30 protein-coding genes are annotated in these 26,297 nt (G+C 29.3%); 3 read left to right on the top strand and 27 right to left on the bottom strand.

The features are described 5' to 3' along the window. Nucleotides 1-143: 143 nt before the first annotated feature. Together recX and J7G74_RS04435 are read left to right on the top strand one after the other, a co-directional pair. On the top strand, nt 144-782 hold the full coding sequence (gene recX / locus J7G74_RS04440; protein ID WP_297132371.1) for a recombination regulator RecX: 639 nt from the start codon (nt 144-146) through the stop codon (nt 780-782). 235 nt (nt 783-1,017) lie between these two features. Continuing rightward, nucleotides 1,018-1,935, top strand: a complete 918-nt coding sequence (locus J7G74_RS04435) for a ribonuclease Z (RefSeq protein WP_297132370.1) — start codon at nt 1,018-1,020, stop codon at nt 1,933-1,935. Between the two features lie 100 nt (nt 1,936-2,035). Here J7G74_RS04435 and J7G74_RS04430 read toward each other — a convergent pair whose 3' ends face one another. The 11 genes from J7G74_RS04430 to J7G74_RS04380 form a co-directional block, all read right to left on the bottom strand. Beyond that, nucleotides 2,036-2,248, bottom strand: a complete 213-nt coding sequence (locus J7G74_RS04430) for a helix-turn-helix domain-containing protein (RefSeq protein ID WP_297132369.1) — start codon at nt 2,246-2,248, stop codon at nt 2,036-2,038. Between the two features lie 9 nt (nt 2,249-2,257). After that, the gene (locus tag J7G74_RS04425; RefSeq protein ID WP_297132367.1) at nt 2,258-2,740 is read right to left on the bottom strand and encodes a DUF2975 domain-containing protein; all 483 of its coding nucleotides are present in this window, start codon (nt 2,738-2,740) and stop codon (nt 2,258-2,260) included. 199 nt (nt 2,741-2,939) lie between these two features. Continuing rightward, the gene (locus J7G74_RS04420) at nt 2,940-3,998 is read right to left on the bottom strand and encodes an ABC transporter substrate-binding protein (RefSeq protein ID WP_297132365.1); all 1,059 of its coding nucleotides are present in this window, start codon (nt 3,996-3,998) and stop codon (nt 2,940-2,942) included. A gap of 265 nt (nt 3,999-4,263) precedes the next feature. Continuing rightward, a complete protein-coding gene (locus tag J7G74_RS04415) occupies nt 4,264-4,629 on the bottom strand; it encodes a YhbY family RNA-binding protein (RefSeq protein ID WP_297132363.1) in 366 nt (121 codons plus the stop codon). A gap of 25 nt (nt 4,630-4,654) precedes the next feature. Next, nucleotides 4,655-5,932: a GTPase ObgE gene (obgE, locus tag J7G74_RS04410; protein ID WP_297132362.1), complete on the bottom strand. Its 1,278-nt coding sequence runs from the start codon at nt 5,930-5,932 to the stop codon at nt 4,655-4,657. An 89-nt stretch (nt 5,933-6,021) separates the two neighbouring features. Further along, nucleotides 6,022-6,312 carry a 50S ribosomal protein L27 gene (rpmA, locus tag J7G74_RS04405; RefSeq protein WP_039679784.1) on the bottom strand — a complete coding sequence of 97 codons (291 nt, stop codon included), beginning with the start codon at nt 6,310-6,312 and terminating at the stop codon, nt 6,022-6,024. 13 nt (nt 6,313-6,325) lie between these two features. Then, nucleotides 6,326-6,646 carry a ribosomal-processing cysteine protease Prp gene (locus J7G74_RS04400; RefSeq protein ID WP_297132361.1) on the bottom strand — a complete coding sequence of 107 codons (321 nt, stop codon included), beginning with the start codon at nt 6,644-6,646 and terminating at the stop codon, nt 6,326-6,328. Between the two features lie 15 nt (nt 6,647-6,661). Next, complete coding sequence (gene rplU / locus J7G74_RS04395; protein WP_187295589.1) at nt 6,662-6,976, bottom strand: 50S ribosomal protein L21; 315 nt, start codon at nt 6,974-6,976, stop codon at nt 6,662-6,664. 119 nt (nt 6,977-7,095) lie between these two features. Further along, a complete protein-coding gene (locus tag J7G74_RS04390; protein WP_297132359.1) occupies nt 7,096-8,499 on the bottom strand; it encodes an Rne/Rng family ribonuclease in 1,404 nt (467 codons plus the stop codon). A gap of 11 nt (nt 8,500-8,510) precedes the next feature. Next, on the bottom strand, nt 8,511-9,209 hold the full coding sequence (locus J7G74_RS04385) for a TIGR03936 family radical SAM-associated protein (RefSeq protein WP_297132357.1): 699 nt from the start codon (nt 9,207-9,209) through the stop codon (nt 8,511-8,513). A gap of 2 nt (nt 9,210-9,211) precedes the next feature. After that, nucleotides 9,212-11,056, bottom strand: coding sequence for a TIGR03960 family B12-binding radical SAM protein (locus J7G74_RS04380; protein ID WP_297132355.1), 1,845 nt, complete (start codon nt 11,054-11,056; stop codon nt 9,212-9,214). 346 nt (nt 11,057-11,402) lie between these two features. Between J7G74_RS04380 and J7G74_RS04375 the strand changes: the two genes are divergently transcribed. Next, nucleotides 11,403-12,596, top strand: a complete 1,194-nt coding sequence (locus tag J7G74_RS04375) for an FprA family A-type flavoprotein (protein WP_297132353.1) — start codon at nt 11,403-11,405, stop codon at nt 12,594-12,596. 94 nt (nt 12,597-12,690) lie between these two features. On the opposite strand, the gene J7G74_RS04370 is transcribed toward J7G74_RS04375, so the two are convergent. The 16 genes from J7G74_RS04370 to J7G74_RS04295 all read right to left on the bottom strand — a co-directional run. Beyond that, nucleotides 12,691-13,104 carry a methylglyoxal synthase gene (locus J7G74_RS04370; protein ID WP_297132373.1) on the bottom strand — a complete coding sequence of 138 codons (414 nt, stop codon included), beginning with the start codon at nt 13,102-13,104 and terminating at the stop codon, nt 12,691-12,693. A gap of 39 nt (nt 13,105-13,143) precedes the next feature. Beyond that, nucleotides 13,144-14,262: a rod shape-determining protein RodA gene (rodA, locus tag J7G74_RS04365; RefSeq protein WP_297132351.1), complete on the bottom strand. Its 1,119-nt coding sequence runs from the start codon at nt 14,260-14,262 to the stop codon at nt 13,144-13,146. Between the two features lie 82 nt (nt 14,263-14,344). Continuing rightward, complete coding sequence (gene minE, locus J7G74_RS04360; RefSeq protein ID WP_297132348.1) at nt 14,345-14,629, bottom strand: cell division topological specificity factor MinE; 285 nt, start codon at nt 14,627-14,629, stop codon at nt 14,345-14,347. A 16-nt stretch (nt 14,630-14,645) separates the two neighbouring features. Beyond that, nucleotides 14,646-15,443, bottom strand: coding sequence for a septum site-determining protein MinD (gene minD, locus J7G74_RS04355; RefSeq protein ID WP_297132346.1), 798 nt, complete (start codon nt 15,441-15,443; stop codon nt 14,646-14,648). 4 nt (nt 15,444-15,447) lie between these two features. Further along, a complete protein-coding gene (locus J7G74_RS04350) occupies nt 15,448-16,155 on the bottom strand; it encodes a septum site-determining protein MinC (RefSeq protein WP_297132344.1) in 708 nt (235 codons plus the stop codon). Nucleotides 16,156-16,217: 62 nt separating this feature from the next. Beyond that, nucleotides 16,218-19,229: a penicillin-binding transpeptidase domain-containing protein gene (locus tag J7G74_RS04345; RefSeq protein WP_297132343.1), complete on the bottom strand. Its 3,012-nt coding sequence runs from the start codon at nt 19,227-19,229 to the stop codon at nt 16,218-16,220. An 11-nt stretch (nt 19,230-19,240) separates the two neighbouring features. Continuing rightward, entirely contained in the window at nt 19,241-19,729 is a 489-nt protein-coding gene (gene mreD / locus J7G74_RS04340) for a rod shape-determining protein MreD (RefSeq protein ID WP_297132341.1), read from the bottom strand. 14 nt (nt 19,730-19,743) lie between these two features. Next, entirely contained in the window at nt 19,744-20,637 is an 894-nt protein-coding gene (gene mreC, locus J7G74_RS04335) for a rod shape-determining protein MreC (protein ID WP_297132339.1), read from the bottom strand. Between the two features lie 8 nt (nt 20,638-20,645). After that, nucleotides 20,646-21,722: a rod shape-determining protein gene (locus J7G74_RS04330; RefSeq protein WP_297132338.1), complete on the bottom strand. Its 1,077-nt coding sequence runs from the start codon at nt 21,720-21,722 to the stop codon at nt 20,646-20,648. Nucleotides 21,723-21,751: 29 nt separating this feature from the next. Next, complete coding sequence (gene radC / locus J7G74_RS04325; RefSeq protein ID WP_297132372.1) at nt 21,752-22,408, bottom strand: RadC family protein; 657 nt, start codon at nt 22,406-22,408, stop codon at nt 21,752-21,754. Between the two features lie 43 nt (nt 22,409-22,451). Beyond that, the gene (locus J7G74_RS04320) at nt 22,452-23,036 is read right to left on the bottom strand and encodes a Maf family protein (protein ID WP_297132337.1); all 585 of its coding nucleotides are present in this window, start codon (nt 23,034-23,036) and stop codon (nt 22,452-22,454) included. Between the two features lie 255 nt (nt 23,037-23,291). After that, entirely contained in the window at nt 23,292-24,284 is a 993-nt protein-coding gene (locus J7G74_RS04315; protein WP_297132335.1) for an RnfABCDGE type electron transport complex subunit B, read from the bottom strand. A gap of 16 nt (nt 24,285-24,300) precedes the next feature. Continuing rightward, nucleotides 24,301-24,876 (bottom strand): electron transport complex subunit RsxA, encoded by a 576-nt coding sequence (gene rsxA, locus J7G74_RS04310; protein WP_297132332.1) that lies wholly within the window; start codon nt 24,874-24,876, stop codon nt 24,301-24,303. Between the two features lie 15 nt (nt 24,877-24,891). Continuing rightward, nucleotides 24,892-25,485: an electron transport complex subunit RsxE gene (gene rsxE / locus J7G74_RS04305; protein WP_297132330.1), complete on the bottom strand. Its 594-nt coding sequence runs from the start codon at nt 25,483-25,485 to the stop codon at nt 24,892-24,894. A gap of 16 nt (nt 25,486-25,501) precedes the next feature. Continuing rightward, nucleotides 25,502-26,068 carry an RnfABCDGE type electron transport complex subunit G gene (locus J7G74_RS04300; protein ID WP_297132328.1) on the bottom strand — a complete coding sequence of 189 codons (567 nt, stop codon included), beginning with the start codon at nt 26,066-26,068 and terminating at the stop codon, nt 25,502-25,504. Beyond that, a partial coding sequence (locus J7G74_RS04295; RefSeq protein WP_297132326.1) for an RnfABCDGE type electron transport complex subunit D occupies nt 26,061-26,297 on the bottom strand: 237 nt, incomplete at its 5' end. The genes J7G74_RS04300 and J7G74_RS04295, both read right to left, overlap by 8 nt.

The raw sequence follows: 26,297 nt of genomic DNA, 5'->3' as shown, positions 1-26,297 counted from the left end.
TATATATTTTTATTAACTTATTTAGTTTTATTTATACTAATTATAAAAAATTATTCACTATATTAATATATATAATAATTTTCCATATATAACAAGTTATTTTTAACATTAATTTTACTATTTTAATATAAAGGAGACTTAAAATGCCTGTAATAACAAAAATTGAATCACAAAAGAAAAGCGAAGATAGGGTAAATATATATGTAGATGAAATGTTTTTTATGGCTATTTATAAAGAACTTGTATTCACATTTAATTTAAAAAAAGGAGATATTATAGAAGAAGATAACCTTAGAAAAATTTTAAAAGATGAAATGTTTTTAAAAGGAAAAAATAAAGCCTTAAATATTTTATCTAAAGCTAGTCAATCTGAAAAAAAAATAAGAGAAAAGTTAAAAGATGATTTTGAAGAAGATACTATAGATGATGTAGTAGATTTTTTAAAAAAATATAACTTCATTAATGATAATGAGTTAGCATCAAAAATAGTAACTACTAATGTTAATTTAAATAAATATGGAAAAAATAAAATAAAACAAAATCTTTATAATAAAGGTCTAGAAAAATCGTCTATTGACGAAGCTCTATCAGAAATAGATTACGATTTGGAATTTGAAAATGCCCTATATCTTGCCGAGAAAAGATATGATAGAGTAAAAAAAGAAGATCCTAAAAAAGCTTATGCAAAAGTTGCTAACCACCTTGCTTATAAAGGCTTTAGTTATGATATAATAAAAAGCGTATTAAATAAAATATTCAAAAATGACTATAATGACTATTAATATATCTTTTTAATAATTAGGAGGTCCTATGAAAACAGTTATTGCAATACTTTGTGTATTATTATCAATATATAATATCAAACAACTATATAATGAGGATAAATAGTTTATAAGAGGTTATTTAATAATCTCTTTTTTAATTGATTATAAAATAATGTTATTATTAATAATACTTTAGTAAAAACTACTATTATAATTAATATTGAAAATGAATGTATATTTAAGGAGATTTAATATGATAGATTTATTTTTATTAGGATGTGGTGGAAATGTTCCTATGCCAAATAGAAACCTTTCTTCACTATTTATAAATTATAGAGGTCGTAAAATTCTAATAGACTGTGGTGAAGGCACACAAGTGTCTATGAGAATGAAGAATTGCGGGTTTAAAGATATAGATTTAATATTGATTACCCACATTCATGGAGATCATATAATAGGTTTAATTGGACTTCTATCAACTATGGGGAATAGCGGTAAAAGAGAAGATGTAACTATAGTTGGACCTAGAGGTATTATAGAGGCTATGAAAGCTATAAGAGTTTTAGTTGAATATCTACCTTATAAAATCAATATTATAGAAGATCCTAAGGAAACTTTTTCTATTGAAAATGATATTCTTAAAGACCTAGAAATATCTACTCTTGAATTAGAACATTCTACTGAATGCTTGGGATATAGTCTATATTTTAAAAGAACGCCAAAGTTTAATGTGAAAAAGGCTATGGAAAATAATGTTCCAAAAGAGTTATGGAGTAAGTTACAAAAAAATGACGAAGTCTTCTATGATAATAAAACTTATACCTCAAACATGGTTTTGGGTGATGATAGAAAAGGAATCAAAATAAGTTTTATAACTGATACTAGGCCTTTATTCACTATTCCAGACTTTATAAAAGATAGCGATTTATTTGTATGTGAATCTATGTATGGAGATGATATGGATATATCTAAAGCTGTAAAAAACAAACATATGACTTTTACAGAAGCGGCCAATTTAGCAAGACTTGGAAATGTAAAAAGTTTACTACTAACCCACTTCAGCCCTTCTCTAGAAAATCCCCATGAATTTTTAGGAAATGCCACAAGAATTTTTCCTAATACAATAATTGGATACGATAGATTATCTCTGTCTTTAAATTATGAGGACTAAAAAATCGTGCTCAGTATAATGAGCACGATTTTTTATTTAATCTTTTCTAATTCTATCATGTTATTAATATTATCTATCTCTTAAATTTTTACCCTGATCATTATTCATCATCATCTATATACTCAAATATATCACCTGGCTGACATTCTAATACTTTGCAAATCTCATTTAACGTTGAAAATCTAACAGCTTTAGCTCTATTATTTTTTAGTATTGATAGATTTGCATTAGTAATATCTATTTTTTCAGCTAAATCTTTAAGGGATATTTTCCTTTTCGCCATCATGACATCTAAATTAACTATTATTGACATATATCACCTCTATATAGTAAGATCATTATCTTCCTTTATTTTTATTGCTTGATCAAAAGCATCAGCTATTACAAAGCATAATAGTCCTGATATAAAGTATATGGACATACTTGGTGTAATGAATACTCCTGGAGCCACATCTAAAAATCTCATCCCTGTTACTCCATTAAATAACATAGAAATATAATCAATTATTAAGTTTAGCAATAATAAATATCCTATCTGTCTAAATCGTTTTACATTTGCTTTCACAAATATATTTACCTTTGAGCTACTTACTATTTCTAATATTAAAATAATCATTATGAAATAAATACTCCCCAATATAAATAGCCCTACTCCAGCAACTATATTTGTCATATTTCCAATGTTGTTAACAATATACGGTATCCCCATGACAATGCCAAGTAAAAGAGTTATGCCTAATAGAAAAAATAAAATAATTAATGAAGTAGTAAGTATATTTTTTGTTTTCATTGAATTTTTTAACATTTATTACACTCCCTTTTTATATTGTACTATTATTATATCAAGCTTCATATCGTTTTTCAATAATTTATTGTCCTATATTAATATTTTATTATTTTATTTTGATATATTACTATTAAAAACATTAATCTTAATAATATATCCAAACAAAAAAAGGAAAGACTATTAATGAGTCTTTCCTTTTTTTATAAAAATGAGTTTTTTATTTATCTGCTTTTATACTTATCCATGCTTTATCATATATTTTTTTGATATCCATAGGTAAATCAGTATAAATTTCACATCTATCCATTATTTCTTTAGGCATATATGCATTAGGATTATTTCTAACTTCTTCTGGTTGTTCTAATCTAGCTTCTTTATTTGGAGTTGTATATCCTATTTCATCAGCTATTCTTAAGGCACTTTTCTTGTCACTTACGAAGTTTATGAATTTTTCTGCTCCATCTACATTTTCAGCATTGGCAGTTATACATAAGCTATCAATCCAGAAATTTGCACCGTCTTCAGGTACTACATATTTTAAATTAGGATACTCTTCTTGAAGATTTAACCCTTCTCCTGACCATATCATATTTATGTCAGTTTCTCCAGCAGGAATCATTGTAGTACCATTATCAACACCATATAATGGATTTACTAATTTTCTTTGTTCTAATAATAATTCTTTTGCTTCATCTATTTCTTTTTGATTAGTTGAGTTTAAAGAATATCCAAGTTTCTTTAATGCTACACCTATTGTATCTCTGTATGTATCAAACATAAAAATTTTATCTTTATACTTTTCATCCCATAGTATATCCCAACTATTTACATCTTCTTTAATTACATCCGTATTATAAACAATACCTATAGTTCCAAACATATAAGGTACTGAATATTTATTTCCTGGATCTATATCTAAATTTAAATATTGTTCGTCCATTTGAGATATATTAGGTATATTTTCTTTATTCAACTCTTGAACTAAATTATTTTTTATCATTCTTGGCATTAGAGCATCAGATACTAAGACAACATCATATTTTCCTGCTCCACTACTAATTTTTTGATACATAGCTTCCATATCATCAAAAGTTTCCATATTTACTTTTATACCATATTGATTTTCAAATTCTTTTATTGTTTCATCGTCTATATTTTCACCATAGTTAAAAAAGTTTATTTCTTGAGAATAGTTTTTATTACTACATCCTACAAAAAATATACTCATCATGACTATACAAATTGATAAACTCAATAACTTGGTTAATCTTTTCATGTTACACGTCCCTTCATATTTTAGTCTAAATATTCTTTTGAATTATATCATTATTTTAAATATATGTCTAATTATATGGTATATATACATAAAATAATATATAAAAGCATTAAATTAATCTTATAAATAATAATATATACAATTTTATTATTTATAATTTATCTAAAATAAAATAATTTATTTTCACTTAAAAAGCGAACTTATTCAAGTTCGCTTTAATATTTATGTTTAAAATATATAATTATACATCTTCGTATTCTAGATATTATCTACGAGATCTCTTAGTCGGTCTTCCTTTTTTAGTCATACCTTCTTCAACCTTTTTAACAGCTGGCTTTTGACCTGGGAAGAATATTTTTTGATTTTCTTGGTTTTTTCTGTATATTGTAAATTTAAAACCTATAGCTTGAACAAATTCAGCTCTTAAAGCTTTACATATAGCATTAGCTGTTTCTTTTGCATCAAGACCAGCAGTTTCTAATATAGTTACTTTAACTATTTCTCTAGCATCTAACATACCATCTAATTGCTCTAAGAAACCTTCTGTAACACCATCTTTTCCTATTTGAGTTATAGGCTTAAGAGTGTTTGCTAAAGATCTTAAATATGCTCTTTGTCTTCCATTTAACATCCTATCACCTCTTTATAATTAAATTCTAATTATAGAATTCAAATTCTATATCATATATCTTAACTGTGTCTCCATCTTCAATTCCCATTTCTCTAAGTTTGTCAAATACGCCTTGACTTTCCATAGTTTTTTGGAAGAATTGGATAGATTCCATATCTTCAAAGTTAACAGAGTACATAATTCTTCTAAGTGCTTTACCTGTAACAACATATACTCCGTCTTCTATTTCCACATTTAATCCTTCTTCTTCTACATCGTCTAATTCTGGTACATATAACTCTTCTTCTGAAACAATTTCTATTTCTTCTGCATCTTTTAATATTTGTGATACATAAGCTATAACATCATCTATACCTTCTCTAGTTGCAGCTGACATTTTAAATACTTTGTATCCTCTTTCTTCTAATGCCTCTTTAAAGTCTTCGAATACAGATTCATCTTCTAATATATCTATTTTATTTGCTACTACTACTTGTGGTCTAGTAGATAATCTTTCATTATATAGTTTTAATTCATCGTTGATTTTATCAAAGTCTTCTAGAGCATCTCTACCTTCAATTCCAGATATATCAACTATATGTATTAAAACTTTAGTTCTTTCAACATGTCTTAAGAAATCATGTCCAAGTCCTACACCTTCAGCTGCACCTTCTATAAGTCCAGGTATATCAGCTAAAACGAAACTATCTCCAAATTTAGTTTTAACTACACCTAAGTTAGGTGTTAAAGTAGTGAAATGATAATTAGCTATTTTAGGCTTAGCAGCTGTAACTACTGATAAGAATGTAGATTTACCTACATTAGGGAATCCTAATAACCCCACATCAGCAATCATTTTAAGCTCTAATATAACCCATCTTTCTTCTCCATCAGTCCCTGATTTAGCAAAATTCGGAGCTTGTCTTACTGCATTAGCAAAGTGTTGGTTTCCTTTTCCGCCTCTACCACCTCTTGCAACTACAGCTCTATCTCCTTCATGCTTTAAATCAGCTATGATTTTATTAGTAGCTTCATCTCTTATAATTGTCCCAGCTGGTACTTTTAAAACTAAATCTTCACCATTTTTTCCAGCTTGTCTTTTTTTGCTTCCATCTCCACCTGGAGTGGCAACATATTTTCTTTGATATTTAAAGTCCATTAGTGTTCTTAAGTCGTTATCAACTTCAAATATAACACTAGCGCCTCTTCCTCCGTCTCCACCGTCTGGTCCACCTGCAGGAACATATTTTTCTCTTCTAAATGATACTGCACCATTTCCACCATTTCCAGCTTTAACAAATATTCTCGCCTTATCTATAAACAAAAGTAACACCTCCTATACAAAATTTGCTTTTATATCCAATTTCCTATATTTAAAAAGAAAAGGAGTGTAAATACACTCCTCTCCCTTTATTATTCAGCAACTTGTACTGGATATATACTTACTTTTTTTCTTTTTTTGTCTTTTCTTTCGAATTTAACTGTACCGTCTATTAATGCGAATAAAGTGTCATCTCCACCTTTACCTACATTAGTTCCTGGATGTATTTTAGTACCTCTTTGTCTTACTATTATACTACCAGCAGTAACTAGTTGTCCGTCATATCTTTTAACACCTAATCTTTTAGCGATTGAATCTCTACCATTTTTAGAAGACCCTACCCCTTTTTTAGATGCTAATAATTGTAAGTTCATGTTTAACATTTGGAGTCACCCCCTACTTTTTTAGAATTTTTATATTGTTCGGATAATCCTTTTTAATTGATTTCATTGTTAATTCGAAATGTTCTAGTAATAAATCAGTTTTTTCATTTAAACTTTCTTCATTAACTAGACATTCAATAAAACCTTCTTGGCCGATTACAGAATCAAATTTTACTTTAACTATCGCATCTAAGGAATTGATTAAACCAATACTATTAGATGTAACAGCTGCACATACTATATCTTCTCCTATTGGAGCATAATCAGCATGTCCTTTTATTGTAAAACCTTTACGTCTAAAGTCGTCTGTATAATGATATTTAATCTTTATCATTTTACTTACCTAATACTAAGCGTTTATTTTTTCGATAACTATCTTAGTGTATGGTTGACGATGACCTTGTTTTCTTCTGTAGTCTTTTTTAGCTTTATATTTGAAAACTATAACTTTTTTAGCTTTACCTTGCTCTACTACTTTAGCAGTAACAGAAGCACCTTCTACAACTGGAGCACCAACAACTAATTCTCCTTCTGCATTAGTACAAGCTAATACTTCGTTTAAAGTTACTTCTTCACCAGCTTGTGCTTCTAACTTTTCAACGAATAATACATCACCTTCAGCAACTTTGTATTGCTTTCCACCTGTTTTAACTATAGCGTACATTAATATACACCTCCTCGGTCTAAGAACTCGCCATCAAGGTACTTCTCTTAAGAAGATTTTCACCTTTTCTGTGCGGCATTACAGTTATAAATAATACTACTTATTGAACAAAATGTCAACTAGCTTACAAAAATTATTTTATATTTTTCATTACTAATTTTTTCATTTTCTTTAAGCGAAATTTTTATTTTATATTTTTCACGTATTTTATTAATTATATCCATATAATTACTTTTTACCTTTTTTAAAGCAATAGGATTTAGCTCTAATTCTAAATCGCTATAAGAAGTATGATACTTAATTTTCATTACTTCCTTCTCTATATCATCAATTAAAAAATTAATAGACTTTGAGGATAAAGTACTATCACAGAATATACAATCTTCTAAATAGTAATCACTTATGGAACTTTTTTCTCTTCGTCTTGCAATCTCTACAAGTCCAAGCCTTGTCAATCCTAATATTTCAGACTTTCTTTTATCTTTTTGCATATGATTATTTAGAGTTTTTAATAAATTTTCTTTATTTTTCTTTTTAATCATATCAATAAAGTCTACTATAATTATTCCACCGATGTCTCTAAGTCTAAGCTGTCTTGCAATTTCTTCACAAGCTTCTAAATTAGTTTTATATACAGTATCTTCTCTACTTCCACTTCCAGTAAATTTACCTGTATTAACATCTATTACAGTTAAAGCCTCTGTATTTTCTATGATTAAATATCCACCACTTTTTAACCATACTTTCTTATTGAGACTTTTTTCTATTTGACTTTGTATTCTATATAAATCAAATATATCTTCATTTTCTTGTAGTTTTAGTTTACTTATATAGTCTTTATTAATGTGTTTTAAAATATTTTTAATTTCTTTATATTTTTGTTCATTATTTACAACTATTACTTCCACATCTTCATTGATATTGTCGTTTATATATTTGGATGAAAAATCAAGCTCTTTGTATAGTAACTTAGGCCCTATACCTAACTTAAATTCTTTACAAATTAAATCATATTTTTCTTTTAATTCATTAAAATCCTTTTCTAATTCTTCTTTGCTACATCCATTTGCCTCTGTTCTAATTATTATTCCGCAATCTTTTCCTACAAAAGATTTAACAAGTTTTTTTAGCCTAAAACGTTCTTCTTCATCTTGTAACCTATTAGATATTGTTATTCTATCGTTAGATGGAATATAAACTAAATAACGCCCTGAAAGACTTATTTCTTCGCTTAACTTTGCTCCTTTTGTTCCAATTGCTTCTTTATTAATTTGAACCATTATATCCATTCCAGACTTTATACTAGAGTCTTTTTTTAAAGGTAGATAAGCTAATTTTTCAAATCCAATATCTACAAAGCAGGCCTCAAGGCCTGCTTTGACATTTTTAACTATTCCTCTATATATATTAGATACTAATTTATTATTTTTATTTTCTTCTATTAATAACTCCACTAATTTATCATCTTCAACAATTGCAGTTTTTTCAGATAAAACTAGAGATTCTATTATTATTTTTTTCATACACTCATCTATTATAATGGAGTTACTAACTCTCCATCTTCCATAGCATATAAATCTCTTCTTATAACTTCTACTTCTCTTGGATCCATTTCTACATTTAATATTTCTAATATCTTAGGTACTAATATATTTATATTTAAGTTAGCTTTAGATCCAGTTGCTATCGTAGCTTCAAAAGTAACTTTTTCATCATCTAAACTAACTAAGTCAAAGTTTTTTATTAGTGGTCTTATATCTGTTTCCACCATTTTTCCTTTTTTATTCTTCTTAGTTATCATTATTGATTCACTTTTTACAAAGTCTAATACTCTAGATTTAACTAATTCTTTGCTAAGTGGTTCTTCTAAATCTATATTAAATAAGTATTCTCCATAAACTATCTCAGATGATAAAGAAGGAGTACTTGAAGTTATTTCTTTAGCTTTTATAAATTCAACACCTGCTGGAAGCTTTTCATTTATTCTTCTTAAGAATTCTTCAACAGTTATATCATCTTCGATTTCTATATCAACATACTCTCCTTGACTTTCTACACCTAAAGCTAAGGCATTACCATAACTCATTTTAGGATGAGGATTAAATCCTTGAGAGTAAGATAAATTTATCTCAGCTCTTCTAAAAGCTCTTTGTAAAAGTCTTTGTAAATCAAGATGAGATATAAATATCATATCATCTTCTTTTTTATATTTGGCTCTAATTAATTTACTCATAACTAGCACAGCCCCCTTCCTATATCATTTGTGTTAACTCCACATCCATTACATCTATGTCTACAATCTACAGTTACTGCATCTTCTTTTGCTTTATTATTCTCTCTTATTAAGAATTTCTTAGTTACACCAACATCTATGTGATCCCAAGCAAACACTTCATCGTAACTTCTTTCTCTATGAGCATACCAACTTACATCTAAGTTATTTTTAGCCATAGCTTCTAGCCATATATCTAGGTTGAAGTATTCTGACCATCCATCAAACTTAGCTCCTGCTTTAAATGCATCATAAATAACTTTACCTATTCTTCTATCTCCTCTAGAAATAACAGCTTCCATTAAGCTTGTCTTAGAGTCATGGTAAATATATTTTATATCTCTATTTCTTAATGCTTTAACTAGGTATTGTTGTTTTTCTCTAACAACATCTCCTGTATCTTGTCCATGCCATTGGAAAGGAGTGAATGGTTTTGGAACAAATGTTGATGTACTCACTGTTACAGAGAACTTTCTTGATAATTTTCCACCGTGTACTTCTCTATAAGTATCTATTACATCATAAGCTAAGTTTCTTATACCATCTAAATCATCGTATCTTTCTGTAGGTAAACCTATCATGAAGTAAAGTTTTACGCTGTTCCATCCCATTTCAAATGCTTTTCTAGTAGCATCTTTTAAATCTTGTTCACTTACCCCTTTATTTATAACATCTCTCATTCTTTGACTTCCTGCTTCTGGCGCAAATGTTAAACCTGATTTTCTAACTTGTTGTATTTTTTCCGCAATTTCCATAGTAAAGTTATCAAGTCTAAGTGATGGAAGAGATATACCTATATTTTTGCTTGCATATTCTTCTACTAATACATCTGTAAGTTCACTTAATTTAGAGTAGTCACTTGTAGAAAGTGATGATAAAGATACTTCATCATATCCTGTACTTTTTATTAATTTGTCTAAAGATTCTTTTAATCTTTCTACACTCTTTTCTCTTATAGGTCTATATATCATACCTGCTTGACAGAATCTACATCCTCTCGTACATCCTCTGAATAATTCTAATACCACTCTTTCATGAACAGTTTCTATATATGGCACTATTAAAGTTTCTGGATAGTAAACTTCATCCATATTTTTTATTATTCTTTTTCTAGGGTTTGCTGGTATTCCTTCTCTATTTGGTACAGTTTCTTTTACTGTATTATCTTCATTATATGTAACATCATAGAAGCTTGGTATATAAACCCCTTCTATTTTAGATACTCTCATTAAGAAATCTTCTCTAGATGTTTTATCTTTTCTCCATTCTTTGTATTCATTTAATACTTCTAAGTTTACTTCTTCACCTTCACCAAGTATTACAATGTCTACAAAATCCGCAAGAGGCTCTGAGTTATATGCACATGGTCCTCCAACCATAATGAATGGATCATCTAATTTTCTATCTTTAGCTAATATTTCTATATTGCCTAAGTCTAATATGTTTAATATATTTGTGTAAGAAAGTTCATATTGAAGCGTAAATGTAACAAAGTCGAAGTTAGTTATTGGCTCTCTAGATTCTAATGCAAATAGCGGTATATTTTTTTCTCTTAATATTTCCTCCATATCAACAGCTGGAGAATATACTCTTTCGCAATAAACACCTTCATCTTTATTTAATACACTATATAGGATTTGACTTCCTAAATGACTCATCCCTACTTCGTATATATCTGGGAAACATTGAGCATACCTTACTAAGTCTTTGTTACTAGTATCTTTATGTATTGAATTTATTTCATTTCCTAAATATCTAGCTGGCTTTTCAACCTTTTTTAAAATTTTCTTAAATTCTGCTTTGTCCATTTATTTTTGAAACCTCCGATTAACTAATTGTAATTCACATAAATTTTATTATACACTATAAAATATTTGGTATCAAAATATTTTAAATTTAATGATATTATTACCTATATTTTATATTATCACTATATTCTTATCCATTATACTAAATTAACAATATATTTCTATTGTAAGTCTAGTCAAGTTTTAATTATAATTATATATTACCTAAATAAATATTGATTTTTTAGCAAAAAATACAGATAATATAATAATGTGAATTATATTTTTAGTTTCATATAAATAAAATTTGGGTATATAAAATTTGTGTTATGATTTTTTATATTTATTTATATTTAGGAGGTTTGCAATGAGCAGTGTTTTTGAAATAAAACCAGATATATTCTATACTGGTGTTGTAGATAAGGATTTAAAAATATTCGATATTATAATGGAAACAGAATATGGTACAACTTATAATTCTTATCTAATAAAAGATGAAAAAGTTGTTTTATTTGATACTGTAAAAGATTGTTTTAAAGATGAATTTTTAAGTAACTTACGTGAAATAGTTGATATTAAAGATATTGATTATGTAGTTATTCATCATACTGAACCTGATCATGCAGGTTGTTTAAAATATATATTAGAAATAAATCCAGACATACAAGTTATTGCTACTAAAGCAGCACATATGTACTTAAAAGATCAAATCAATAAACCTTTTAACTGTACAACTGTAAAAACTGGAGATTCTTTAAACATAGGCAAAAGAACTCTTGAATTTATTCAAGCTCCTTTCTTACACTGGGCAGATACAATGTTTACTTATGTTCCTCAAGATAAAATATTATTAACTTGCGATGCTTTCGGATGTCACTATTCTGAGTTCGACTGCAAGGCTATAGATGATGAAGGATACTTACCATCATCAAAATTATATTACGATTGTATAGTAAAACCATATGCAAAATATGTTTTAGAAGCTGTTAATAAAGTAGTTGAGCTTGGATTAGACTTCGATACTATATTAACTTCTCACGGACCTATACTTTCAGAAAGACCTATGGAACAAGTTGAAAGATATGTAGAGTGGTCAAAGGAAGTAATAGAAGAAACTAATACTGAGCATATGGCTATCTTCTATCTATCAGCCTATACAAATACTTTTGAAATGGCTAAGAAAATACAACAAGGTGCTTTATCACAAGATGTTAAAGTTAAATTATACGACTTAGAAAAATTAACTTTAAAAGAAATGCACGATGCTATAGTTTCTGCTAAAGTTGTTTTAGTTGGTTCTCCTACAATAAACAAAACTATGGTTAAACCTATGTGGGACTTATTCTCAGTAATAGATCCAATGGCTAACAAAGGTACTGTTGCAGGAGTATTTGGTTCTTACGGATGGAGTGGTGAAGGTATAACAATGGCAGAAAACTTATTTAAAGCTATGTCATTCAAAGTTCCTCAACCAGCTCTTAAAAAGAAATTCTTCCCTAGTGATGATACATTCAAAGAATGTTTTGATTATGGTGTTGAATTTGCATCATATTTAAAATAAATATAACTTATTAATTGTTTTGAATTTAAACAAAATAAAAAAATCCTTCCTTATTAATAATTATTATAAAAAGGAAGGATTTTTTTATATAATACTATATTCTTTGACTTGTAGTTTTTCTAACCTCTCTAAATGAAAATTCCCCTCTATCTAGAGCTTTTATAAATATCTCAGCCGAAGCTAAATTTGTAGCTATTGGCACATGATATACATCACATAATCTTATCAATGCCTGTATATCTGTTTCATGTGCTTGAGAAGTAAGGGGATCTCTTAAAAAGATTACTAAATCTATATCTTGACTTACTATTAAAGATCCTATTTGTTGGTCTCCACCTAGTGGTCCAGATGCAAGTCTTTCAATATCTAATGACGTTTCATCCATTACCATTTTTCCAGTAGTTCCTGTTGCATATATTTTATATTTTTTTAAAATATTTTCATATGCAATACAAAAACCTACCATAGTTTTTTTCATCTTATCATGTGCTACTAATGCTATTTTCATCATTGTACTCTGCTCCTCTTTTCAATATATTCCTATACTTTAAAAGTTTATTTTCTTTCTTCTCATACAAATATTTAAAACTAAACCTAATGTTGCCATAGATGTAAGTACTGAACTACCTCCATAACTTATAAATGGTAATGTAACCCCAGTAACAGGTATCAGCGATACCGTCATACCTATATTTTGAATAATCTGGTATGCAAACATGCTTGTTACCCCAATTACTACCAGAGCTCCATATTCATCTTTTGACTCCATCGCTATTTTTAACATTCTAAATAAGAAATAAGCAAATAAACCTATTAAGGCTACCATACCTACTACTCCTAATTCTTCACCAACAACAGCAAATATAAAATCACTATCTTGTATTGGTAAAAAGTCTTCTTGGTTTTGTGTACCTTTGAATAGACCTTTACCTAAGAAACCACCTGAGCCTATGGCAATATTTGATTGCATAACTTGATAGTTTCCTTGAATACTCGTATCTTCTGGATTTAAAAATCCTAATATCCTAGACTGCTGGTACTCATCTATACTTAAATATATGATAGGAAGTGCGATTATACAAACTATTATAGTCTTTCTTAATATTTTATAATCTATTCCAGCTGTGAATATCATACCAGCTATTATGCAGCAGTATACTATTGCTGTTCCTAAATCTGGCTGGGCAATTAGTAGACCAATTATAGGAGCTGCATACATTAATAGACTTATAATATCTTTAGCATTTTTCATTTTACCTTTTTTTAGTTCTACAATTTTAGCATAACTAAGGATAAATGTAAATTTAACAATTTCTGCTGTTTGCAAGTCTAAAGGCCCAAATGCCAATGTTGATCTAGCCCCTCCTCTAACCTTTCCTATTACAGGAATTAGTACAATTGCTAATAAGAATACACTTGCTACATATAGCTCTTTATAATATTTTCCCATAGCATTATAATCAAACATTAGGATAAATAATATCATTACTAAGCCAAGTACAAAAGCTATAGTTTGTTTTATCATTCTAGAATAATCACCAGTTTGATTTACATGTGTTGCACTACTTAAAATTACTATTCCAAATGTAAATATAATCAAAAGCGTTACAATTAATTTCCAGTCTAGCTGTTTTAGCAATTTAAACTTATTTTTATAATTAACCAAGTTATCACCGTCTTTCTAGGTTTCAATATAAACTTAAATAGGGAATATACCTTAAGTATATCCCCCTTTATAAAGACTAAGTTTACATTCCTCTGTCTTTTAAATTTTTAAGTGGTATATTTGCAACTAAGGCAGACACAGGTCTGTCATCATTTTCACCTCTAGTTTTAGACATCTTTATTTCAAGACCATCTTCCTCTATATCAGCATAATTAGATATAACCTTCAATATATCATCTTTTATAAGGGTCAAAAGTTGAGGAGAACAATCAACTCTATCATGCACAAGAACCAGCTTTAACCTTTCTTTAGCTACATTCTTGCTAGTCTTATTTTCATTTGAAAAAGATTTAAAAAGATCAAACATGAATATCCCCCTTACTTTATTTAGCTACGCCAAAAATTTTTTTGATTTTATCAAAGAAATTAGTTTCTGTTTCAATTTCTTGTATTGGAATATTATTTCCTAATATTCTTTGTGCAATATTTTTGTAAGCCTTACCTGCATTAGACTTAACATCTAAAATAGCAGGTTCTCCTTTATTTGTAGATATAATTATGCTTTCGTCATCTGGCACTATTCCAAGTAAGTTTATAGCTAATATTTCAACTATATCTTGCTTGTCCATCATGTCACCACGTTTAACCATATCTTGTCTTATTCTATTTATAACTAATTGGATATCACCTATTTCATTTGCTTCTAATAAACCAATTATTCTATCTGCATCTCTTACTGCAGAAACTTCAGGATTAGTTACAACTATTGCCCTATCTGCACCTGCTATAGCATTCTTAAATCCTTGTTCAATACCTGCAGGACAATCTATTATAATGTAATCAAAGCTTTCTCTTAGCTTTTCACATAATGTTGACATTTGTTCAACAGAAACAGCATTTTTGTCTCTTGTTTGAGCTGCTGGTAATAAGTATAAATTTTCAAATCTTTTATCTTTTATTAAAGCTTGCTTTAATTTACATGTACCTTCTACCACATCTACTATGTCATAAACTATTCTATTTTCTAATCCCATTACTACATCTAGATTTCTCAACCCTATATCAGCATCAACTACAACAGTTCTTCTATTTTCTAAACTTAATGCTGTACCTAAATTAGCTACAGTAGTTGTTTTTCCAACTCCACCTTTACCTGAAGTTATAACTATGACCTCACTCATCCTACTACCCCCTATACATTTCCTTATTCTTTAAAGTTTTAGGCAAATAACTTTCTATAACTATTCTTTCTTTACTAACAAAAGCTATTTCAGGTATAACCTGTTCATCTTCCTTACTCTCATCATAATCATCATCTGGCGCTTCAGCTATATTATCTGCTATTTGTAATATTTTTGGGCACAAACTATTTGCAATGACATAAGCTGAAGTATTACCTTTTGCTCCAGCATGTACAAATCCCTTTACTTGGCCCATGACAATAATATTTCCATTAGCTACAACCTTTGCTCCAGCCTGTATATTTCCCATGACAACAACATTCCTAGTGGAACTTACTTGCGAACCTGGGTTCATATCACTCATGACTACTACATCTCCATCAAACACGATATTTTCTCCAGATCTCATAGTATCCACATACTTTGTCTCATAAGTATTTATATCTTCTTCTTTTTCTTCTTCTACAAACTCTATATCAAATTTAGATGTGATTGCTTCTTCAATCATAAGTATTTGTACATCTTTTAAGTAATCACAATTAATTTGATATATTTTTGCACCGCAAAAAAATCCAATATTCTCTTCTAATCTATCTATTATACTTTTTTGAACTTGCTCAAAAGGTGCAACTTTTTTAATATTTATAATTAATCCCCTTTTATTCCCTTTAAACTCTACAAGTTCTTCTGTAGAAAATTCTCTTAAAGACATAACAACCTCCAGAGTGATATTAATCTATTTACTATATTCTTCATAAATGTATTAATCACCTTTTATTTTTTCAATTGTGTAGAAAAATTTATATCATCTTCTTCTAAATTATTGTCATTTTCTTCATCTGTCTTCTTATTAGTTTCATTAGAAGATTTTCCTTCTAACCCCATATAATAACCAATTATGTCTCTCATTGGTAAAAGAGCATGACTACTTGAACCACCTTGAGGAATCATTACATATATAGCTATTTCTGGATCATCAGCTGGTAAAAATGCTGCAGCCTCTGCAAAGTCTCCATAAGTTTCTTTAAATGCATCGATTTGCTCATCAGTTATTTTTGGATTAAGCTCTTTTATAGCTCTTCTTAAATAAGCTGCATTTATTCTATCATTATCTGTAGGAAGTTTTTCTGAAACACCTGCTTTTAATTCTTTTTCTAGCTCAGCTTTTGTTTCATCACTAACATCTTTGTCTGCTAATTGTTCTTTTATCTCTTCAATTCTAATTTTAGTTAATTCTTCTTCTCTTTCAGCTCTTAATTTATTATATACTTCTAGCACTTCCTTCTCATCTACTTTATATGATGATAAGTGACTCATCAAGTATTCATATTCATTTTCAGTTGGTATTTTTGTACTTTTTTGTGCAGTACCTGTTTTAGCTGCAATTGATACATTAAGGTCTCCAAGCACTTTTCTAGCTGTACCATCAGTTACAACTCTCTTCATACCAGTAACTAAATGATCTAAATTATTTGAATCTACAAAATTAATCTTTTCTGACTTTTGTTCTTTGACATCTACTTTACTGTAATCAGCAGATATTGACTTTTGAACTAAATATAATTTATTTAAATATCCACCATTTGCTATTGCTGATATATATCTTACCATTTGCGCTGGAGTATATGCATTTTCCCCCTGACCTATAGATAAGTTGAATGCATCCGATGTAGTCCATCTAGCAAAATTTAGATAAGTATATACTATCTCATCAGAAAGTGGTTCTAAATCATCTTCTTTAACTTTTAATTTTTTAAGTCTTTCAACTACTTCCACTTTACCTGGTGCTTTTTCTTCATCACACCAATTTGTAATTTCCTGTATTCTAGATGCAAATTCTTCAGGATTACTATCTTTGTTTATATCAGTAAAGCTATTTTTCATACTTCTATTTAAATATGATTTAAGCATAGACTTCATAGACTCTATTTTTCTTTCTTCACTCGGTACAGTACCTTTATTCTCCTCTATATCTTCATCTAGACCAGTATAATCATCTAGGCCAAATAATTTAGCATACTCCATTACTTCTTCAGGGCCTATTTTAGCACTTGGTTGTGCACCACCTATCATATTTTGACCTGTACCTATAGTATAGAAATATATATTACAAGATTCTTGTATTGCCTTGTAAAGATTTGTTGCACCATGATTACCTCTACCTGAATTCCATACAGCGTCACCATATGACTTCTTACCAAGCCAAATAACACCTGGGTCAGATATTGTATAGTTTGGACTTAATCCATGTTCTAATGCTGCCATACCTGTTATCATCTTAAACGTTGAACCTGGTTGGAATGCACCCTGAGTAACTAGATTTAAAAGTGGAGCAGGTGCAAGTAAATCATTTTTATTTTCAGGCATAAGTTTTTTATAATCCTCAGATGATATACCAGATACAAATAAATTAGGATCAAAGTTTGGATAACTTGCAGAAGCTAAAACTTCACCTGTTTTTACATCTGCAACTATTACAGCACCAGAGGCAGCATTTTTAGAACCTCCTGATGCAGATACATTACCATACTCACTTTCATAGACACCACCGTATCTAGCAGCTTTTATTGCCTTTTCTAAGGCTTTTTCAGCTACTTCTTGTAAATCTTTATCTATAGTAAGATATAAAGTATCTCCAGATACAGGCTTTACAACTTCTAAATTTTCTGTTATATTCCCAACTGCATCAACTTTAACCTTCTTATAGCCATCTGTGCCATGTAATTTTTCCTCATATTTTCCTTCCACACCAGAAAGACCAACCATATCATTTTTAGAGTAACCTTTCTCTAAATATGACTCTTCTTGTGATGATGGTATTTTTCCTACATAACCTAATACATGAGAGGCTAAATTACCATTTGGATAGCTTCTAACAGGTTCATTAGATACACTGACACCAGGAAGTTCCATAGCCATTTCTTCTATATCTGCAATAGTCTCTTCACCTATATTCTTAGCTATAGTAACTGGTTGATATTTAGTATATCCTTGAGATTTAATTAAATCTCTAACAACAAGAATCTTTCTTGCCTCTTTATCACTTAAATCAGGATCAATTAAATAATAATCTCTTATTGCTTTAAATGCTGTTTTAGCATCTATACTCTTTTTATCTATTTTATTTTCCTCAAGCCATTTTTTTACTTTATACCCCTCTAGCCAGTCATTCTTTTCTCTTTGGGCTGTAAATATAAATTTTGATACTAATATAGGGGGATAAGTACCTGCCTCATTTACCTTTTTTTGTAATTCACTTGGCTTTAAGTTTTTATCTTCCTCTGTTAACTTTCCTTCTTCTATCAGTTTATCTACTATATAATAAAATGTTTCTTTTGCATTGTAATCTAGAGGAACATCATTTTCTCTTTTAAATTCTTTTATTTCCTCATCGAAAGTGTAATAGTAATTATCACCTTTTATTACAATAGGAAATTCATCTTCATACTCTTCTCCATTTTGCTCTAGCAAGTTAATAAGTTTTAAAGAAGTATTGTTAGCTTCAGACTTATCTTCTTTGGTATCATTTCTAGTAAATTCATTTATTGATACTTGTGCTGTAAATTGATTCACGTTACCTGCTAGCAACCTACCATATCTATCTCGAATCTCTCCTCTAGACGCTTTAATGGTAACTTCTTTATATGTTTTATTATCTGCTAGTGATGTATAATAGTCATATTTAAATATGTTCATATATAAAATTTTAACTATTATAGCTATAAAGATAAAAGTAAATACTTTTTGTATTATCTTAGTTCTTTCACTAATTCTTTTTTCATCCATTAAATCACCAACTACTCTTCTTTAAGTTTTAATATTGATTTATCAAAAATTTTATACAATATTAATGCTATTAAACTATTTAAAAGTGGTAATATTACTATCCCTTTAATTATTAATCTTGCAGTTGTAAAACTACTATATGCAACTATAGATGTTAATATATTTATTAAAGAACTAAATATTGTTGTTGCAAGAATTAATGTAAATATAGTAACTTTACTTTCTTTATATATTTTATTTCTTGAGTGACTTACTATATAACATATTGAAAAGTAAATTAATGCATTAACTCCAAATATACCTCCCACAGTTATATCTTTAATTAAACCAATAATAGCTCCAATTAAACTACTTTCCAATTTATCTATATATAAAGATATAATTGTTAAATAAATTAATATAAAGTCAATGCTTACTCCTAATATTTTTATATAGTTAGTCAAACTATTTTCAATTATCAGCATAGCTATTCCCAAAAGACAAAGTAAAACTTTTTTCATCGTTTCATTCCCCTTTATCCTATATTTCTTGGTTCAATAATCATAACATCGTCTATGTTTTTAAAGTCAACATTAGGCTTTACTACAACATATTTTAAGGAATTATTTTTGTCTTCTATAACTTTTTCCACTTTTCCTATAACAATTCCTTCAGGATATAGTCCAAGTCCCGATGTTGTAACTACATCTCCTGGCAATACATCATATTGTGAGTCAAACATATATCCTTGAAGCAAACCTTCATCTCTATAATCAGCTTCTTCATCTATATTTTTGCCATATGTTATAATCCCTTTATAATTTGAGTCCTTTGCTAACTTAAAGCTTACTGATGATTTTGTATCTAATAATGATATAGCCTTACAATAATTTTCTGAAACTTCATATACGATTCCTACAAGGCCACTTCCATTAATTACTAGACTGTCTTTTTTTACACCATCTTTACTACCGGCAGATACAACAAAACTTGTATACCAATTTCCATCATTTTTACTTACTACCTTTGCAGATAAAGAATTTGCCACATATTTTTCATCTACAAATTTAAGGGCTACTTTTAAATTTTGTAAAGATTCTGTGTCATCTAGTTTGCCTTGTAATTCTATTAATTGTTCTTGTAATTCATTATTTTCTTTTTCTAAACTTTCAACTTTTTTTGCATTTGAATAAAAATGTATAATATTATTAAATCCACTTTTTACATAAGTAAATCCATCATTTATTACACTTCCTATTGATGAAAATGCATTCATTCCAACATTTGCTCCCGTTGGATTTTGTCCATTATTTCTCCCTAATGACATCCCCACAATTCCAATTAAAGTGATAGCAACTGCGCCCGTTGCTATCACTTTTAAATTAGCCTTTTTTTTCTTTTTATTATTATCAAGTTTCAAGGTAAGCACCTACTTTGTTAATTTCTATGATTCATCATTAATACTTTTTCAAATATTTCTGCATCTTCAACTGATTTACCTGTACCTATAGCAACACAATCAAGTGGGTTTTCTGCTATTTTAACAGGCATACCAGTTTCCTCTTTAACTAATTTATCAAGTCCTCTAAGTAGAGCTCCTCCTCCAGTTAACATTATTCCATTTTCCATTATATCTGAAGCTAATTCTGGTGGAGTTTTTTCTAATGTAGATTTTATACCATCAATTATAGAATTAACTGGTTCTCTTAATGCATCTCTAACTTCTGATGAAGATATTTGCATAGTTTTTGGAAGTCCAGTTATAAGGTCTCTACCTCTTATTTCCATTTCAACTTCCTCGCCTTCTTTGTAAGCAGATCCTATTTTAATTTTAACATCTTCAGCAGTTCTTTCACCTATCATTAAGCTATATTCTTTTTTTACATAGCTAACTATAGCTTCATCTAATTCATCTCCACCAAGTCTTATTGATTTAGCAGTAACTATACCACCTAATGATATTATTGCTATTTCAGAAGTACCACCACCGATATCTACTACCATATTTCCTTCTGGCTCTTCTACTCTAAGACCTGCTCCTATTGCAGCAGCCATTGGCTCTTCTATTAAGAATGCATCTTTAGCTCCAGCTGTTCTTGCTGCTTCTTCTATTGCTCTCTTTTCAACTTCTGTAACTCCAAATGGTACACATATAGCTATTCTTGGGCTCACAACACCTTTTTTAGCTGCTGCTTTTTGTATGAAATAGCTTAGCATTGCTTGAGTTACATCAAAATCAGCTATAACTCCATCTTTCATTGGTCTTATAGCGACTATGTTTCCTGGTGTTCTCCCTATCATTCTTTTTGCTTCTTCTCCAACTGCTAAAACTGATTTACTATCATCTCTTATAGCAACAACAGATGGCTCTCTTACTACTATACCTTGCCCTTTTATATAAACTAATGTATTAGCTGTTCCTAAATCTATACCCATATCTTTAGTTGTTTTTCCAAATCCAAACAAAGATTTAAAACCTTTTTTTTCTTTTTTTTCTTTTTTTTCTTTAGCCATTTTAATACACCTTCCTTATTTTATTCTACTTAAATCATCATATTTTCTTTAAAACTGAAATAAATTCCGTCCCCGATAATTATATGGTCAATTACTTCTATACCTATTAATTCACCACAGTCTTTTAGCCTAGAAGTTACATGTTTATCCTCTCTTGATGGTTCAACATCTCCAGAAGGATGATTATGTAATAATATAATTTTATTACTGCTTCTTCTTATCGCCTCTCTAAAAACTTCTCTTGGGTGAACTAAAGATGAATTCAACGTTCCTATAGAAATATCCACATCCGTTATTATTTCATTTTTTGTATTTAAAAGAACTACCTTAAAAATTTCTTTATATTGATATCTTAAAACTTCCATATAATATTTGTATATGTCCCATGGATTTTTAATTTTATACTTTCTAGGTTTATAAGAGGCAACTCTTGTGCCTAATTCTAATGCTGCCTTAATTTGAGTTGCTTTAGAAACACCTATTCCATGAATACTTCTTAATTCATCTATGGTTATATCTTGCAAACATCTTATGTTTTCAGCTTTATTTATTATCCTTTGAGCTAATTGAATTGCATTTAATTCTTTATTTCCACTGCCAATAAGAATAGCCAATAATTCTGCATCTGATAAGCTGCTTACTCCTTTGGAAATCATTTTTTCCCTTGGTCTGTCCTCTAATGTCATCTCTTTTATATTTAAAGATAATTTAGAAGATTTATTCAATAAATCAACCTCCGTAAAAAAGATTTATATTAAAGTGATTTTTTAAACAGTCGCTCATCTTAGATATTGGTAATCCTACTATATTAAAATAATCACCTTCAATATTCTTAACTAATAGTGCACCATACCCTTGTATTCCATAAGCTCCAGCTTTATCTAAAGACTCCTTAGTTTGTATATAATCTTTAATACATTCATTTGATAATTCTTTAAAAGTAATTTTACTTATTTCATAATCAATTACTTTTTTTTCTAAACTTAAATTTATCAAAGCGAAACCTGTAATTACATAGTGAGTTTTCCCAGACAATAACTTAATCATATCATATGCCTCTTTTTCATCCTTTGGCTTTCCTAAAATAGTGTCATTTATTACAACTATTGTATCTGCACCGATTACTAAAGCATCTTTATTGTCTTTTGCTATATCTAATGCTTTTTCGTATGCAAGTCTCATTACAGTTTCTTTCGGTGATTCATTACTATTAATGACCTCATCGATTTGACTTCCTTTAATTGAAAATCTCACCTTAGTATTTTCTAAGATTTCTCTTCTTCTAGGTGAATTCGATGCTAAAATTATATTCATACTATCACCTCACCTTGTACTATATTTTTGTACTAATTAAGTTTATCATTATATTGTAAAAATTTCAATGTAAATGTCGAGTCTTTTAATTACATAATTGTTATATTTTCAAATGATTTTGATATTTTTTCTAACTAAAATTACCAAAAAAATTTTTGTTATAATTTTTAACAAAATAAAGGTATGGAACTATTCCATACCTTTATTTTATCCATAATTAATATATTTTAATATTCATTTTACAATGAGAAAAGATTAGTTTGTTGCTTTAACTTCTTCAACTAAACTCATAGCACCTTTTTTACATTTAGGTAAGCATAAATGACAGCCTTTACACTTATCTAAATCTATTTTATGAGGTTGTTTCTTTTCTCCTTCTATTGCACCAAACTTACATTGTCTAGCACAAGCTGTACATCCTATACATTTTTCCTCATCTATAGTAACTTTTCTTCTATCTTTTATTTCTCCAGCTATTACTTTAGTTGGACAACTAACAGCACATTCTTTACAACCTATACATTTTTCATAGTCAACTTTTGCAAGTTTATTCTCAAAAATTATAGCATCTACTGGACATACTTTTGCACATTTTCCACATCCAATACAACCTGCACTACATTTATCTTTTACTGCTTTACCAAATTCATTACTATTACATTGTACAAAAACTTCTTTACTTGCTGGCTTTTTAACTATTAAAGCTTTTGGACATACTTCTATACATTTTCCGCATAGAACACATTTATCTTCATCTACTACAGCTACTCCATCTACGATTTTAATGGCGTCAAATTTACATACAGAAACACAAGTACCAAATCCTAAGCATCCTGATTGACAAGCTTTTTGTCCTCCATTTAGGACTGAAGCTGCTCTACAATCCTTAATCCCTTGGTGTATGTACTTTTCCTTTGATTTATCACAAGTTCCCTTACATTTAACAGCAGCTACCATTCTTTCCCCGCTTTCAGCTTCAACACCCATTATTTCAGATACTTTAGCCGCAACTGCTGCTCCTCCTACTGGACATCCATTTACAGGTGCTTTTCCTTCAACTATAGCTGATGCTAGACCACTGCATCCTGGAAATCCACAACCACCACAGTTTGCTCCTGGAAGTACTGCAAGTATTTTTTCTTCTCTTTCATCTACCTCAATGGCAAATTTTTTAGATGCATAGGCTAGTATTGCCCCAAATATTAATCCTAATCCACCTAAAAGTAAAATTGCTTTTATTATACTCACAAAATCCCCCCCTATTCTATAATTGTATTAATCCTGTGAATCCTAAGAAAGCTATTGACATTAAAGCTGCTGCTATTAATGTTATTGGATATCCTTGGAAGGATTCTGGTATATCTGCTAATTCTAATCTTTCTCTTATTCCTGCAAACAATACTATGGCTAATGTAAAACCAGCTCCTGCACCAACACCATTTATTAGTGTAGCAACTATGTTATAGTTATTTTGAACATTAACTAAAGCTATACCTAAAACAGCACAGTTAGTTGTTATAAGTGGTAAATAAACACCAAGTGCTTGATATAAAGATGGACTCATCTTTTTTATAACCATTTCAACAAACTGAACTATAGAAGCAATTACTAATATAAACGCTATAGTTTGTAAGTATCCAGTAGATGTTATATTTAATAATTTCTGTATAAAATAAGTGATTATTGATGCTAATCCTAAAACAAAAGTAACAGCTACTCCCATTCCAACTGCTGTATCAACCTTTTTAGAAACTCCTAAAAACGGACATATACCTAAGAATTGTGATGTTATAACATTATTAACAAGCACAATACTTAGAAATAATAATATATAATTCATATGACTTTCCTCCTACTAAGCTTTTTTCTTTACTACTTTATTAAATAGTGCCATTAAGAAACCTAACGTTAAGAATGCACCTGGAGGTAATATAAATAATAAAGCTGGTTGATAAGAAGCACCAAATATACTTAAACCAAATATTGATCCTGCTCCTAATAATTCTCTAACTGTACCTAAAGCTGTAAGAGCTAAAGTAAATCCAAGACCCATTCCTATACCATCAACCGCTGATTCTATAGGTCCATTTTTAGATGCAAAACTTTCTGCACGAGCTAATATTATACAGTTAACAACTATTAATGGAATATATAATCCAAGCGCTTGATCTAGAGCTGGTACAAAGGCTTTTAAAACCATTTGCACTATCGTAACAAAAGTTGCTATAACAACTACAAATGCTGGTATTCTTATTTTGTCTGGTATTACTTTTCTAAGTAGTGATATAGCTATATTTGAACATGCTAAAACGACTGCTGTTGAAAGCCCCATACCTATGCCATTTATTGCAGAACTTGTTACAGCTAGAGTCGGACACATACCTATAACTTGAACGAAGGTTGGGTTCTCGTCTATAATACCATTTTTAAATATCTTTCCTAGACTCATATTATTTCCCCCTATCCTATTTACTGATGCTATCATATACTTCTACTGCTGCATTAACTCCACTTGTTACAGCCTTAGACGTAATAGTAGCTCCTGATATTGCTTGTATTTCTGTTTCTCCAGCAGACCCACTTTTTATAACACTAAGTTCAGTTGCTGGTTTTCCTGCATATTGCCCATAAAAGTCTTCTTCCTGAGCCTTAGCACCAAGACCTGGTGTCTCTGTCATATTTCCTATATTAACGCCTGATATAGTTCCATCGGATTTTATACCAACCATAAGTTCTATCTCTCCACCATATCCTTTTGGCAGAGCTTTAATAGTATATCCCGCTATATCAGAACCATTTAATCCCTTATAAACTTCTACTATTTCTACTTCAGCATTTTTACCATAATCATTTGGATCTAACAATTCAAAGTCACTAGCATCTGGTAGTACCATTTGTCTAGCTTCATTATTTGCTTGTTCATTTCTCTCAGCTATAATAGGCTCTGTTATTTGATTTGTTCCTGCTAGCAAACCAGCAGCAACTGCACAAATTATAAATAAATTTAATCCTAATTTTAAAATACTATTCACTCTTAGCCACCTCCCCAAATACTCTATTATTGACATACTTATCTATCAATGGAGTGGCAACGTTAGCTAATAATATTGAATATGAACATCCCTCAGGATATCCACCATATAATCTTATAACTGTTGCTATTACACCAGCTAAAACCGCATAAATTATTTGACCTTTTTTTGTCATAGGAGATGTAGTATAGTCAGTTAACATAAAGAATCCTCCTAACAATACACCACC

The sequence above is a fragment of the Terrisporobacter sp. genome, assembly GCF_017888745.1.
In the GTDB taxonomy this organism is placed as follows: Bacteria; Bacillota; Clostridia; order Peptostreptococcales; family Peptostreptococcaceae; genus Terrisporobacter.
Note: the sequence above shows the minus strand (reverse complement) of the source record. Positions and strands in the feature narration are given on the sequence as shown.